This is a genomic window from Bacillus sp. FSL E2-8900 (assembly GCF_037966225.1).
GTDB classification, from domain to species: Bacteria; Bacillota; Bacilli; order Bacillales; family Bacillaceae_G; genus Bacillus_A; species Bacillus_A cereus.
The window spans coordinates 2,459,713-2,474,618 of the sequence record NZ_CP150193.1 but is presented as its reverse complement, the minus strand read 5'-3'; the positions used below and the strand labels follow the sequence as shown (position 1 = coordinate 2,474,618).

Below are 14,906 nucleotides of genomic sequence, written 5' to 3'. Positions count from 1 at the left end.
TTTTATAAAGGGCGGTACGGTCTTACAAATCTTTTCGATATAAGTTAATTACATCTTTTAAAGCTGCAGCTGCAGCGCCTCGTGGATTAGAAGCCCCACCAATTGTAGTAACTTGTCCCATCGTATCTGTAAAGAACGTAATTCCTTTTTCGGTCCCATTTACTTTTGCTAACGGATGATCTTTTTCTATTTCGCACGGTTCAACATTTAAATTGACATTGCCACCCTCATCCTTATATGCTGATGCTATTAATTTAATAATTTTATGTTGTTCCTTAGCATTTCTAAATTGCTGTTTTGTAACGTGCTCGATTCCTTTTATATGTATATCAGTAAGTGTTTTCTCTGTTTCCATTAAGCTGTTTGTCAAAAGTAACAATTTACACGCACTATCTGAACCACTTATATCTAATATAGGGTTCGTCTCAGCAATTCCTTTATTTTGTGCTTCTTTCAGTGCTTCTTCAAATGTCATATCTTCCTCATACATTTTCGTAAGAATATAATTAGTTGTTCCATTTAATATTCCTTCTATTTTTTCAATACTGCAACCGGCTAAACTAAATTGTCCGATATCTAGTGTCGGTAGTGCAGCGGCTGTTGCACCGCTATATCGAATTCGTATATTTGCGCCTTTTGCTGCTTCATTTATTTCTCTCCAGTTTGTAACGAGCGCACCTTTAGAAATTGCTACTATATCCATCTGTTTCTCAATCGCTTGTTTCATATATTGTTTCCCTGGATTTCCATCTTTAAGATTTGTAACTGTTGATTCTACCAATACAGTACCACTTATGCTAGTTGTTGCACGTTCCTTCGGATGATACTCTAAATATTTTTCAATTGCAGCGGTACCGCCACCATACATCAATAAATGATGAAGTGATAAGCCGTCTTCATTATGTATTGCAATATTTCTCCCTAATACGCCACTTACAACTAATTGAATCCCATATGTTTCATATATATATGAATATTTTTCATTTAATAATTTTATAAACTCTCTGCCTACTGTTCCGTATCCTGATAATACAACTTGAATTTTCATAATATCCCCCCATATTTTTCTACCAAATCCCTCTTTCAATATAATATAAAGCGCTCTCGAATTCCATCGAGAGCGCTTTATTATTACCTATTTCGGTAAACGTGATAGCTTTTCAGCAATTGTTCTATAAAACTCTTGAATGCTAGAAAAACCTAATGAGTCTGAAACACTTAATCCTACCATATCGAGATGATCCCAATTCGCTTTCGTTTCGATATGATTCCATTTTCCAATCTGTAATGACCCATTATTATTTACAGCAACATTAGAAGATGGTGCAATCATAGAATTCGTATTTACTACACCATCATTTTGCCACCAAGAAGTATCAACTAACGGACGGTTTTCTTCATATCTCGCATAAGAACCTAAGAAAAATGCATTCCCCATCAACACTTTATTCATCGTTATATGAGGCAAATGTAAACCTGTTATAGGTGCTGCTTGTGATGCATGTCCACTATAGGATAAATAATACACATCTGGTTGCGTCTTTACCCAATTATTTAACTCCTTTGCACCATCTGTACTTAAGTCCCATTGACTTATATCTTTTGTATTTTTCCAAAGTGAACTATTTAGAATACGATTACTATATTCGAAAAAGGACTCTCCAGCATTCTTCTTTATACCCCATTGATCCAATTTAAAATCATATAATGATAAATTATTGTTTCCTCCAAAGCTTGCAGCTGTAATGAGTAAATCTTTAACGAACGGCAGTAGAAGACTACCATCCGCAAGTGTTGTACCGTTGTGAGGGGTTGCTAATGTTGTAACACTATGAACGTATGATTTTCCGCCTTCAAATAGTGGTGATATTTTGGTGTCTGGGTGATTTTTCACATAATTCTTTTCTTCAAAACTACCTTCTTTTAATAGCTGTACTAATGTTCTAATCGTTTGTCCACCCATGCTATGTCCAACTAAATGAACTTTATTTGTTTCACTCCAATTCGGCGCAAAACCACTATAAGTTCTGCCAAAACGATTATGTCCATGTTTCTCAGCATGGACTGCACCATAGTCTACTGTCCCACCGCTAATTTGTGCATACAATTCACATGCACGATCCCAGTTACTAGAAACAGGTCCAACAGCTGCGGTATGTACCGTATAACCATTTCGTTTCAAATCTTCCTGTATATCATGAACACCACCCCAATATTTTACGCCAAGCATTTCTTCTCTACCCCATCCAGCAAATCCATTCACCAATATGATAGGATAATTATTTTGTTGCCTCTCTTCAGCGTATGATATTTTCGCTGCGAATGAACATACGGTCACTAATGCAAAAAAACATATTTTTAAAAATAACTTCCCCATACTTTCTCCCCCTAATAAAACGTTTACATTTTTCTTTTCGAAAAAATAACAGAATAATTTAACAACTTAAACATAATGTAAAGTATTTTATATACGTTGTATATATAGAAAACATATACAAATGTTGATAAATATTAATTCAAGTAAATATTTACTTTTTACAATACAACTTGTAAATCTATTTATTTAGATTTATAATTAGATATAGTTTCCTCATGTTAAAAAGATTTAAAAACCATAAGAAAACTAATCTCATTGCTTGAAAAGGAGGAAAAATCATGCAAATCGGATCAAATATTCATACATTGTCTCAACCTACTAAAATAACTCCATCTAATCTTGAGCATAATACTATCTCTTCTACTAAACTTGAAAGTAAGAAAATAAATGATCCTATCAAGTTTGATATTCGTTTATCTGAAAAAGAAATGAAACAGCCTGAGCATAAATTTAATGAATTAGATTTATGGAAGATGTTAAAGGATAAAGGTGTTCCCTTATGGATCATCCTTGAAATGCTACAAAAGGCTCGTAAAGAAAAAGAAGCCCAAAATAATTCAGTTCAAAATTCAAATGGGATTGAGGAAACAAACGAGACTCGATTAAATGAAGTAATGTAAAGCATAATAATTGATTTGTCTATAAACTAAAAAGAGTTCGAAGCTGATGAAATTTTTATCAACTCCGAACTCTTTTTTAAGGTTTTTCGCCAATCGTTACAAATTGAAAAGATACTTCTCCTTCCAAACCTTTAATTAGCTTTTTTACTTTGACATTTTCATTAACCATTGTATTATCTGTCGACATTTTAGGTCTTTCATCACCTAGAGATTTCTTTAATTGAAGAAGGTGCATTTTCGTTTCATTTGCTTTTATTTCCTTATATACGCTATTTTTTGCTACAATCACATACGATTGCGTTGGATATTTACGAGTGTTTCCTATCCAAGTGTCACTATCGTATGTAACAGGAATCTCATTTCCTTCTATTTTAATACTTTTCATATTCTTTTCGTCTTCATTTGTAAACAATAGTGATCCTTCTTTTGGGAATTTTGGTAACGTATCTAAAATATAATTGGAGCCATTACCTCGTTTATGAAAAATTTTTTCTTTAATCAGTGCTAGTGCTGTAGATTCATTTAAAATTAATACATGTCCATTTCCAACTTCACCTTTTTTCACAGAAAACACTTCATTTTCTTTCGTAATTTCCTTATAACGATTAATAATTGGTGAAATATTATTTTCATCTCCAATAATTAATACACCGTTTGCAGGAAATGAGTTATCCTTTTTAGAGCATGAACTAAAGCTTATTAAAAGTATTATAGTTAACATAAAAATAGTTAAAGTTCTTTTCATCACGGTTCCTTTCATAATTCATATCATTTTTTACATGCTTTTCTGGAATTTTATTAGTTGATATCCTTTATTGCTCCATAGTCTTATAAAGCTTTTGTAGGTAACGCCAACGAGTAATAAAGAAATATAAAACTTGTATACATATAAATGAAATTAAAATAAAAATCGAGCTATTTAAAATAGAAAAACTAACTAATTGTTGCAGTGCCGTATACGCTACTACAGTATGAATCACCGCAACAGCAATCGGTAAGAAGAACATTAATAATAACTGTCTCGTTACAACTTTTTTTAACTCTTGTTTACTTAATCCCATTTTCGAAATCATTTTATATTGTTGTTGATCACGGTCCAAATCAGTGTATAATCGGAAATAAATAAAACTAGCAGCAAATGTAAAGAAAACGATTCCGACTAAAACACTTGCCATAAGTAATAAACCATTCTTTTGCTTTGCCTCCAACAAGTTTAATGTTAAAGCTTCAAAGTAGAAATCACTGTCTCTAAGATCTTTATCGAATATACTTTTTAATTGATTTGAAATCTCTTTCGTTCTTATCCAATCATCTACAACAAATCCGTAAGTACGATGTTGAATATCTTCATCCTCTGGATTACTCGTCAGAGGAATTTCATCATACACATGATCTTGAACAGCAATATAAATACTACTAGAATCATGTGGTAAAACTAAATTCTCTACAGTTTTCTTCACACGAAATGTCTTTGTCCAATCTCCTTGAATGACTTCAATATTTTTTTTGTAGTCACCATTTTTAAATTCTTGCTTTTGTGACACCCTCCCAGGGATTAGTAAAATTTCATCTTCTTTTTCAATCGTTTCATGTTGGTACCCGAGTGCTCTCGTAAGTTCGTTATATTCACTTAATTTCAATACATTTACGTTACTTTCTGTAAATTTACTTGAAGATGAAGCCATTCGATACGGAATATTTGCATCCAAGAGATGTTTTTTTATAATAGAGAGATGTTTATCTACCAATTTGTTGTTTTCAGAGCTTTCATACAGAAATGTATATGGGTTTGTCATCCACACTAAATTTCTATTACCAATAGCAGCTGTTGTACCAATAGCTGTAAATGCAACTGCTGAAATAATAGATACAATAAAAAACATCGTTGCATTATCTTTCATACGGTAAATTAATTCAGAAAACGTTAATATATTTGTTCTTTTTAAAAAGAAAGATTCTCTCCTTTTAGCAAGATGTAATATATAAACGCTACACTGTGTATATAAAAAGTACGTTCCTATAATTACTAGTAAGACACCCATTCCAAGTGTAGTAAAACTGGAACTTGAAATAAAGCGAAATACTGAGAAATATCCATATCCTATACTAATTAAAGAAAGCAGTGATAATAAAATTGAAGATTTCGGTTCAGGTTTTGGTTTTTCCTCTGCTCGAATAAGTTCGACAAGTTCCGTTATTTTTACCATTTTAAATGTAAATAGTGAAACAATGAAAAATAAGAAAAGAAAAGTGATAACTGTTAATAATACAGCCTTCACTGGTGTATAAAAAGGCAAACCATTATTAATCATTAATACACTTGCGCTTATCAATAAAACTAGTTTAGAAAATATGAGTCCAATGAAAATCCCTATACAAATTGAACCAAGTCCAATCAACATATTTTCAATTAATAATAATTTCTTAAACTGTCTCATTGACATACCTTGCATCATTAATATGCCAAATTCTTTCTTACGAGTTTTTAAAAATGAACTAACTGAATATAAAATAAAGAAAAATGAAAATACAAAAATCAAACCTTGCGAAATTGTAAATCCCATCGTACCATATGCACTCATTGTTGCACTTGTTGATTTTAATTCCCCTTGTAAATCAGGATGAAATAATAAAAGAGCATACGTAAAGAAAACCATAATAGAAAATGTACTACTTAAAAAATGGGCAGCATATGTACGCTTATTACGAAAAATATTATTAAATGCGAACTGACGAAAAGTCATGCCTTTTCCCTCCTAACAAAGAAAGAACATCCATAATCTTTTGATAAAAGGCTTGTCTGCTTTCACCACAATAAATTTCGTTATATAGTTGACCATCTTTAATAAAGATTACTCGGCTGCAAAAGCTCGCTGCATACGGATCATGTGTAACTAACATCATCGTTGCTTTTTCTTCTTTATTAAGAGTATCAAGCATCTCCATTACATCATTTGAAGATTTAGAGTCCAAGTTCCCTGTTGGTTCATCTGCAAGTAATAATTGCGGCTTATGAACGATCGCACGAGCGATTGCTGTTCTTTGAGCTTGTCCCCCTGATATTTCAAATGTTCTTTTATTCAAGATATCTGTAATATTTAACTTCTCTGCAATCTCTTCCAATCGCTTGTTCATTTCTTGCACGGAAACACCATCTAAAGTCATCGGCAATACGATGTTTTCTTTTACAGTAAGTGTGCTAAGAAGATTAAATGATTGAAAAACAAATCCTAATTGTTTTCTGCGGAATAACGCTAAATCTTCTGATGATAATTGGAAAGGATTTGTGCCATTTATTAAAATTTCTCCCGATGATGGAGAATCAATAGTAGATACCATATTTAATAACGTTGTTTTTCCACTACCAGATGGCCCCATAATCCCTACAAATTCACCTTCTTGAATTGATAAATCAATATCAACTAATGCTTTATAAGGTACTTTCCCTTTATATACTTTACTAATACTTTTTGCATGTAAAATTTCCATGTATATTCTCCCTTCATTTGCACGTCTCATAACAGAGTGTAAATGAATTGTCTTACAGCTCATATTGATTCGTCTTTCATTTATCTTACACGCTTGTAAGATTTCTAAAAAAACTGATAATAAAACTTTTTTTAAACTGAAATTAACGCATAACTATCTTATAATAATTGTATAGTAGCAGGAAATACAAAGTATATGAAACCTTTATTATATAAATGAGAAAAGACCGATTGCTTTATCGGTCTTTTACTACCCAACGTTATATTTTTATCCACTCAGATTTTCTCAATATATAATGATTATATATTTGATTTTCTATCCTCTGTTGGCTCTTATAAATAAACCCACATTTTTCAATAACTTTATTTGATGCTACATTGTTAATTAAAGCAATTGCGTTAAGGACATTTAAATTTGTTTCTTTAAACAAAAAGTCAATTAAACCTTTAGTCGCTTTTGTAGCATAGCCATGATTTTGATGTTCATTTGAGATAGCATACATTATCTCTCTGTTTGGTGAAGAGAGTTCTTCTTTCATACCTGTGCAGCACCATCCAATAAATTCATTTGTGGTTTTCTTAAATATTCCTAGTCTTAATATGTGATCATCTATGTTAGTCGTAGTTCTCACTGCATGAAGAAACGCTCTATTTTCTGGTATTTCATAATTTACAACCCAATTAACCCTTTGTTCTTTTGTTGATTTCCAGTCTGGTAAAAACTTTTCTATTTCTGGTTGATTGGATATGTTATAAATACTCTCTGCATCTTTAGTGGAAAACTCTTGTAAGTAAATTTCACCACAATCTAGCCTAAATAACTTAGCGGAATTTTCTATTTCCATGACCATCCCCCATTGCCATCAACCTAAGCTTTTGAGATACCCCCATACCGAAATTTTCACCTTTTTACAGTTATTTATGAGAATTCAGCTCATTTTTTCGTTTTCGGGAACAATCAATTTCTTAAGTTGATGGGTATGTGATAATGCATCCATTTGAACAAATTTTCCTTTTCCATACCGATCACACACCTTTTGTAGAGTAATAGTATCAGCATATCCCAGTTTAAGAAGCTGATTACGAAATATTTAAAATTTTTTCGCGAGAATCCTCCGAAATGTAATACGGACTTTAAATATTTTCATTTATAATTCTCTATTTGTCTATACTTTTCATATCGCTGTTGTATAAGCTCTTCCGAGGATAATAGTATCAATTTTTTCAGAGATGATTCGATTACAGATTCAATCACTTTTGCCTGTGATTTTATATCATTTTGTGCTCCACCTTTAATTTCAGGAATGATTTCATCAATAATTCCTAAATGTTTTAAATCTTTTGCTGAAATTTTCATATGTTCAGCAGCTTCTGGAGCATACTTAGCGTCCTTCCATAGGATAGATGCTGCTCCTTCTGGCGAAATTACCGAGTACCATGAATACTCTAACATATGGATATGGTTACCGACACTAATGCCAAGAGCTCCACCACTTGATGCCTCTCCAATTACAATACAAACAATTGGCACTTTAAGTGTAGCCATTTCAAATAGATTTCGAGCTATCGCTTCAGAAATTCCACGTTCTTCAGACCCTTTCCCTGGATAGGCGCCTATTGTATCAATAAATGTAATAATAGGGCGATTAAATTTATCAGCTTGTTTCATAAGTCTTAGCGCTTTTCTATAACCTTCTGGATGTGCCATTCCAAAATTTCTTTCTATATTTTCCTTTGTATTTCTACCTCTTTGATGACCAATAACCGTAACGGGCATCCCTTTAAATTTTGCAATACCACCTATCATTGCTTTATCATCACCATATAATCGATCACCATGAAGTTCGAGAAAGTTTGTAAACAATAAAGGTATATAGTCCAATGTCGTGGGCCGGTTACGTAGCCTTGCAATTTGAACTCGTTGAAAAGGTGTAATATTAGAATGAATTTTATCTTGCATTTTATTTAAACGTTTTTCTAATACATGAATTTCTGGCGATAAATCTACATTATTTTCTTTCATAATTTTCTTTAATTCATCAAATTTCTCTTTTAATTCAATAATAGGACGTTCAAAATCCAAACTCATTTTACCCTCCAAATGTTATGATTTACCTCACTCTAATCAAAAGACTTAGAAATAGAATCAATAAATAATTCAAAACCATCCACAACTATTTTTTGTTCTGATTCTGATAAATTATTGAGAATACTTTGATAAAATGTAATGGATTGCTCTCTTAAGCAATTAACAGTTATGTGACCTTTTTCTGTGAGGTGCAGAAAAAGTTCTCTTCTATTTTTTTCATTTACTTCACGATAAATAAGCCCCATTTTTACCAACTTATCTACCAATCTACTTACAGTTGAAGTCTCTAATCTAAGTTTATTGGATAGTTGCCAAACAGTTAATTTTTCCACCTCTAGTTCCTCTAACGCCATCATTTGAGAAGTTGGTAAAGGTTTTTCAAATGGCCCATTGGGCAAATTTTGAGATTCAAAAACCCCAGTTATTATAATCATTTTCTTAATATCTGTTCTTAGTTTTAAGGCATCTTCTCTTTTCAAATAGGTCACCCTCCTACAACTAATGTATCATACATCAATTGTATTATACATGAATATATTTTTTTCACAAGCTTAACGTAAGCCAATATTACAATAATGGTACGTTAAAAAAGCAAACGGAATACATCCAGCTTGATATGACACAAATGCTGTCTGGTCTAATCCCTGGTGAAACGATGGAAATCCCCGAGGCATACATTGGTCAAAATCAGAAACTTCCAGCACGTGTTATTATCCATCGTTTAACCGATGATCAAACGCAAATACGTCTGAAAAACCAAGAAATACGTTAAAAGAAGAAAGGCATTGTCATGAAGGATAAAAGTAAACGTTTAATGAGCATGCATGAATGTATATATCACGAACACGTCGCTAGAAGAAGTACCGACGAACTACGTGCATTCATTATATTCACTTCGTTGGCAGATTGAAATTTTGTTTAAAACGCGGAAGTCATTCTTTGAAATTGATGAATGTAAAAATATAAAAAGAGAACACCTAGAGTGTCATTTATATGGGCAACTCATAGGCATTCTCCTTTGTTCTTCTACAATGTTTCAAATGCGACAGTTTCTGCTTGAAAAGAAAAAGCAGGAACTGAGTGAATACAAAGCGATTTATATGATTAAAGATTACTTTCCTTTACTGTTTCAAGCGATAGCGGTTGGCACAGAAGAACTTTTAAAAATTCTGCATCGCCTTTATCAACTGCTCAAAAAGAACGGTCGTAAATGTCATAGACATAAGAATATGACCGTCTTTGATATTCTAGGGATTGTGTATAACACGACGGTGAAGCATAGACAAGCTGCCTAGCGAAAAATCACTTTTTAATAGGCTTCTTTAGCATGCCTACTTTTTTATCACTTACTAGTTTTGAAACAAGAAGCATTTCGTATCTAGTAATTTACTTGATTAGCTTGATGGGAATGTAACCATCCCCCTTAATCACGCTTACAAATACATTATAGTGCCTTAATCTGCTTCGTAAGTTCCATAAACCGTTCATCCAGTGCTTTATATTCTTTGTCGTTAGAAGTTAAAAAGCTTAATTTCCCTAATACTTCTTGTCTCTCTGTTTCTAACGTTAAACGTAGCTCTTCAATATCATCTCTTGTTTTCGTAGGTTCTTCTAGCTGCTTTTGTATCGTATTGTTTGAAAACACGAGTTTTGTGTTAGTTGTTTTCTCCAAAAAATATCGATCGTGAGATACAATTACTAATGTTCCGTTATACTCAGCTAATGTATTTTCAAGTTGTTCACGTGAAGGTAGATCCAAGTGATTCGTCGGTTCGTCTAAAATGAGTACATCTTTTTCATCTAAAATATAAGCCATTAGCTTACATTTTACTCTTTCTCCCATACTCATATGCTCAATCGGCTCTTTCCATTGAGAAGCTTGGAACCCTAAATGTTTCATTAAATTTTGGACTTTTCCTCTTTCTTCAAACGTCTCTTTAAAAAATAAATTTTCTGGTGTTTTATCAAGCGGTAAATCAAAAACTTCTTGTGTTAAATAGCCGATGTTCGCAGATGGTGAAATCCATATTTCTCCTTCAGCAGTTTCCGTTCCCATAATCATCTTCAGTAATGTTGTTTTCCCACTACCGTTTGGTCCAACAATCGCAACTTTCTCACCGTGCTGAATTGTAAAATTAACGTTTTCAAATAATACTTTCCCATGAAAGTCTTTTTTTAATTGCTTCACTTCTAAAAAACGTTTTCCTACTTTTTTGTTCGCTTGAATAGAAAACTCAACTGAATACTCTTCTTTCACACGTTCTACTTTCGCTTTCTCCAGCTCTTTTTCAAGTCGTTTTCGTTTTGACTTCACTTGTGCATCCATTCGCTTCGCTTTTACACGATAGAATTCTTTCACACCTTCTTGTTTTGTAGACTGCGCGTGTGCCTTTTGTGACCATGAACTCAATTCTTTTATATGTGTTTCTACTTGTTCTATCTTTTTTTGCTGCTTTTCATATTCACGCTGCTGCGACTTTCTTTTTTTCTCACGTGCTTTCATGTAGCTCGTATAATTACCACTATGCTCAATTAATTTTTTGTCCTCAATTGACCATATTTTTGTTGCGACAACATCTAAAAAATATCGATCATGCGATACAACGATAACTGTACCTTTCATGTTTTTTATTTGTTTAATGAGAAATCCCGTACTGATCTCATCTAAATGATTTGTCGGTTCGTCTAATATTAAGACATTAGGATTTTCAGCAAATCCTTTTGCTAATCGAATTTTCAGCTTTTCACCACCACTTAAAGTATGAAAATCGTTCGTTGGCACGCCCCATTTCGCAAGAAGTTCTGCTTCTTTTGCAATTACATCATTACTAATAAAAGATTCTATTTCTTGCTCAACATATGCTGTTGTCATATTCATTTGCATCCATTCAACAGTACCTTTTGAAGGTTCAATCTTCCCATTTATTAATTGAAGTAACGTTGATTTACCAGCACCATTTTTACCGATTAATCCGATAACATCCCCTTGTTTTACTGTCACATTCATTTTCTCTAACAACATATTTTCTTTTATTTCAACATAAACATCATTTAATTTTAATAGTTCTTTCATAAATACCGATCCCTTTCATTAAGGGAGAATAAAAAATCCTCCCAAATAAATTTGGCAGGATTAGTCATTACATTATTTATACCCAAATAAGCTATTGCGCAATATAAATAGCAATACCGTTGTATGGAAATTGGGCAGACTAATCCTATTTTTTAGAAATTGAAATTTATTGAATTTCAACATTTAAAAATAAGATTAGTTAATCATCGTCCACCCATCATTCCTTTCCGTCGTTAATAACCATATTGTACCATACTAGTACTGTATGAGTAAATGCAATTATATGTGCTGTTAAAAAGATTGCTTTCTTTTAGGTTTATTTATCATTCCTTAACTTCATGTTGAATAAGCACAAGTTACATTGATTGTAATACGTCTTTTAGATTTCCCCAGTAGTAAACTTCTAAGCACTCTCTATTATATAAAGTGAAACTTTAATCAGTGGGGGGGTTCTTCACCCCCACTGATTATTAGTTGAACCAATCGGACTTTAATGGGCAGCCCGACCCCCACCTAATTTCTTTGCTTTCGCTGAATTTTGAGGTGGGGGTCTTACTGCCCATTAAAGCGGGATAAATTTTGTATAAAAACAAAATGTTATTCATTATCCAATAACAACTTATTGTTTTTCGATAAATTTTTATTGATTATTCCCTTGTAATAAGCTATTATATCTTTACAGAAAATATTAATGTAAGGATTGAATTTATGGACAGGACATTAAAAATCACAAAGTTAAATATGTTTTTAAGGATTTTTCTCGTCCCGATTATAGTAGGGATAATTGTTGGTATACTAACTAAATTGGGGCAAGGTATACTTCCTGGACATTGGAATTCATTAGCTAATCTAGGAAGCGTTTGGTTAGTTCCATCCTTTTTTGTGGCTAGCTTTAGTTATTCTAAGCGTACAGCTATACTTTCTGGTATCCTTGCACTACTCGGTATGGTATTAGGCTACTATGGTTATGCAATAGTTATTAAAAATGTAGCTCACTCTATTTATTTTATATCCGTATGGATTGTATGTGCATGTATAGGAGGAACTATCTTTGGAGTTGCAGGTTTTCTATGGAAAGATACTACGGATCCACTTCATAAATTCGGAAGCGCGCTTATTAGTGGCGTTTTTGTAACGGATGGACTTCACATTCTTTTAAATTTTGAAGACTATAGTCACATGTTACCTGTTGGATATACCGAAGTCATAGTCGGGATTATCTTGATTCTTGTATTAGAACGCTCTAATGCTAATCGAATTTCTTCTTTCTTAATGATGGTTCCTATCACTATTTTAGGATTAATTGGATATAAATTATTAAGTTTGTTTACTTAATTAAAATTCATGAAGCTAGCTCTTTCAAAGGGCGAGCTTTTTTCTTACAAAAAACTATTTAAATATTAATAAATTATTAAAAACCTCTCATTTAACAGCCTTATTTATTATTGTGTCATTACACATACTTACACGACCTTTTATTAGGATCATACCAGTCTTTTATATCATTTTATTTAATCCATATAAAGTAAGGCTAAAAAACTTATTTCAAAAGTTCTTTAGCCTGAGTCATTTTTACACATTTAAAATTTAATACGTACAACGGTACCTTTACCAACTTCTGAATGGATTTCTACACTATGTCCTAATTGCTTCGTAATTTCATGTACGAGATATAGCCCCATTCCAGTTGATTCTTTAAAATCTCTACCATTTTCTCCTGTAAAGAAAGGTTTAAACACTCTTGGTAAATCTTGCTTCGGTATTCCTACACCATTATCAGAAATTTCAAGTATAACATTATTACCTTCCTTACAAGCTTTCACTTTAATCTTCTCTCTACTACCAGATGAATATTTAATCGCATTCGATAGTATTTGTCCAATTAAAAATTGTAACCATTTCGCATCACTTTCTACTGTAATGTCCTTATCAATTTCAAGCTCTGGATATACAAAATTCCGGATAAAGAACCGTTTATGCTCATGTACCGAATCATTCACTATTTTATATAGTTGTACTCTTTCTACATAAAAATCTTGTGTAAATGCTTCTAAACGTGCGACATACAGAGCCATTTCTAATCCCTTTTTTAATCGATCAGTTTCCTCATTTATACTTTCAAAACGTGAATCTACTTCATCCTGTGTAATTAATTCTATTACAGATAAAGGTGTTTTCATTTGATGAATCCACTGATTCATAAAGGTTAAATGGTCATTATTTTTTCTCTCTTGCATTTGCAGCTGATTTTGATAATGTCGATATTGCACCTCAAGTAGTTCTTGAAGAGCAGCCGATACAGCTGCAAAATCAGATTTTTGAACAGATTCATCCAAAGATTGCATCGGGTTTGCTAAGCGCTCATAAAAAGAACGATGTGTAAAATAACGAAACACTAAATAACTTCCCATAAAGAAAACACCTAGAAACATTGCATATAACGCCGTTGTAATATGATTATGCCCATCAAACCAATATACGAGAAATATAGCTAGTAGTTGAATTATAGTAAAGCAAATAAGTGGTATATGATCACGTATAAACAACCTTATCATTTTTCTATGCCAGTATCCCAAGTAATATGCAATCTATATCCAACACTACGAATCGTTTCAATCGCACCTTCTATATGTAACGTTTGTAACTTTTTACGCACACGTGTTGTATTTACACTTAATGTATTATCATCAACATAAGATTCGCTATCCCATAATTTATTTAACAACACTTCCCTACTCACAACACGCGGATAATTTTTCATTAATGTCTCTAATAAAATAGCTTCGTTTCTCGTTATATCAATCTCTTCGTTTCTAAGTTTCAATACAAGTCTTTCAGGATATAAACAAAGGCCTTGTTGCTCAATCATTCGCTCTTCTAGTTTCGGTGCATAATCTCCATATGCACGTCTTAAATGACTACGAATTTTCGCCACTACAACTTCATAATGAAAAGGCTTCGGAATAAAATCATCGCCACCGTTTTCTAACGCCATAACTTGATCCATCGTACCTTCACGAGCCGAAATGAATAGTATCGGACATGTAGAAACACCACGAATTTGACGACACCAAAAGTAACCATCAAAACTCGGTAAATTAATATCTAATAAAACTAACTCTGGTTGTTCATCTAAAAAAATGTCTAATACATTTTGAAAGTCCGATACAATAACTCCTTGATAACCATATTTCGCAACATATGTTGATAATAGTTCTGCAATTTTCATATCGTCTTCTACAATCATAATTTTGACCAT

The 14,906-nt window shown here is 32.5% G+C and carries 13 protein-coding genes and 1 pseudogene; 3 read left to right on the top strand and 11 right to left on the bottom strand.

Annotated elements, in window-relative coordinates; all coding sequences use genetic code 11:
* Positions 1 to 22: 22 nt before the first annotated feature.
* A complete protein-coding gene (locus NST90_RS12635) occupies positions 23 to 1,048 on the bottom strand; it encodes a homoserine dehydrogenase (RefSeq protein WP_046392717.1) in 1,026 nt (341 codons plus the stop codon).
* An 87-nt stretch (positions 1,049 to 1,135) separates the two neighbouring features.
* Positions 1,136 to 2,377 carry a lipase gene (locus NST90_RS12630; RefSeq protein ID WP_046392716.1) on the bottom strand — a complete coding sequence of 414 codons (1,242 nt, stop codon included), beginning with the start codon at positions 2,375 to 2,377 and terminating at the stop codon, positions 1,136 to 1,138.
* A 278-nt stretch (positions 2,378 to 2,655) separates the two neighbouring features.
* Between NST90_RS12630 and NST90_RS12625 the strand changes: the two genes are divergently transcribed.
* Entirely contained in the window at positions 2,656 to 2,997 is a 342-nt protein-coding gene (locus tag NST90_RS12625; protein ID WP_001165493.1) for a DUF3914 domain-containing protein, read from the top strand.
* Positions 2,998 to 3,073: 76 nt separating this feature from the next.
* Here the strand turns inward: NST90_RS12625 and NST90_RS12620 are convergent, their stop codons facing one another.
* The 6 genes from NST90_RS12620 to NST90_RS12595 all read right to left on the bottom strand — a co-directional run bounded on the left by NST90_RS12620 (position 3,074) and on the right by NST90_RS12595 (position 9,053).
* On the bottom strand, positions 3,074 to 3,742 hold the full coding sequence (locus NST90_RS12620; RefSeq protein WP_000831682.1) for a lipoprotein BA_5634 family protein: 669 nt from the start codon (positions 3,740 to 3,742) through the stop codon (positions 3,074 to 3,076).
* Between the two features lie 67 nt (positions 3,743 to 3,809).
* Positions 3,810 to 5,741, bottom strand: a complete 1,932-nt coding sequence (locus tag NST90_RS12615; RefSeq protein ID WP_048558494.1) for an ABC transporter permease — start codon at positions 5,739 to 5,741, stop codon at positions 3,810 to 3,812.
* Positions 5,716 to 6,486 (bottom strand): ABC transporter ATP-binding protein, encoded by a 771-nt coding sequence (locus tag NST90_RS12610; RefSeq protein ID WP_000404282.1) that lies wholly within the window; start codon positions 6,484 to 6,486, stop codon positions 5,716 to 5,718. The genes NST90_RS12615 and NST90_RS12610 overlap by 26 nt, the downstream gene beginning before the upstream one ends.
* Positions 6,487 to 6,745: 259 nt before the next feature.
* Positions 6,746 to 7,330, bottom strand: coding sequence for a GNAT family N-acetyltransferase (locus NST90_RS12605; protein WP_046392714.1), 585 nt, complete (start codon positions 7,328 to 7,330; stop codon positions 6,746 to 6,748).
* 299 nt (positions 7,331 to 7,629) lie between these two features.
* Positions 7,630 to 8,574 carry an acetyl-CoA carboxylase carboxyltransferase subunit alpha gene (locus tag NST90_RS12600; RefSeq protein WP_000050722.1) on the bottom strand — a complete coding sequence of 315 codons (945 nt, stop codon included), beginning with the start codon at positions 8,572 to 8,574 and terminating at the stop codon, positions 7,630 to 7,632.
* A 32-nt stretch (positions 8,575 to 8,606) separates the two neighbouring features.
* Positions 8,607 to 9,053, bottom strand: coding sequence for a MarR family transcriptional regulator (locus tag NST90_RS12595; RefSeq protein WP_046392712.1), 447 nt, complete (start codon positions 9,051 to 9,053; stop codon positions 8,607 to 8,609).
* Positions 9,054 to 9,136: 83 nt separating this feature from the next.
* On the opposite strand from NST90_RS12595, the pseudogene NST90_RS12590 reads away from it, so the two are divergent.
* Positions 9,137 to 9,869: pseudogene (locus tag NST90_RS12590) on the top strand (transposase); the annotation flags it as partial.
* Positions 9,870 to 10,018: 149 nt separating this feature from the next.
* Here the strand turns inward: NST90_RS12590 and abc-f are convergent.
* On the bottom strand, positions 10,019 to 11,647 hold the full coding sequence (abc-f, locus tag NST90_RS12585; protein WP_016122570.1) for an ABC-F type ribosomal protection protein: 1,629 nt from the start codon (positions 11,645 to 11,647) through the stop codon (positions 10,019 to 10,021).
* Between the two features lie 708 nt (positions 11,648 to 12,355).
* On the opposite strand from abc-f, the gene NST90_RS12580 reads away from it, so the two are divergent.
* A complete protein-coding gene (locus tag NST90_RS12580; RefSeq protein WP_000376271.1) occupies positions 12,356 to 12,982 on the top strand; it encodes a DUF6518 family protein in 627 nt (208 codons plus the stop codon).
* A gap of 245 nt (positions 12,983 to 13,227) precedes the next feature.
* Here the strand turns inward: NST90_RS12580 and NST90_RS12575 are convergent, their stop codons facing one another.
* Together NST90_RS12575 and NST90_RS12570 are read right to left on the bottom strand one after the other, a co-directional pair.
* Entirely contained in the window at positions 13,228 to 14,202 is a 975-nt protein-coding gene (locus NST90_RS12575) for a sensor histidine kinase (RefSeq protein WP_033692331.1), read from the bottom strand.
* On the bottom strand, positions 14,199 to 14,906 hold the full coding sequence (locus NST90_RS12570; RefSeq protein WP_000239007.1) for a response regulator transcription factor: 708 nt from the start codon (positions 14,904 to 14,906) through the stop codon (positions 14,199 to 14,201). The genes NST90_RS12575 and NST90_RS12570 overlap by 4 nt, the downstream gene beginning before the upstream one ends.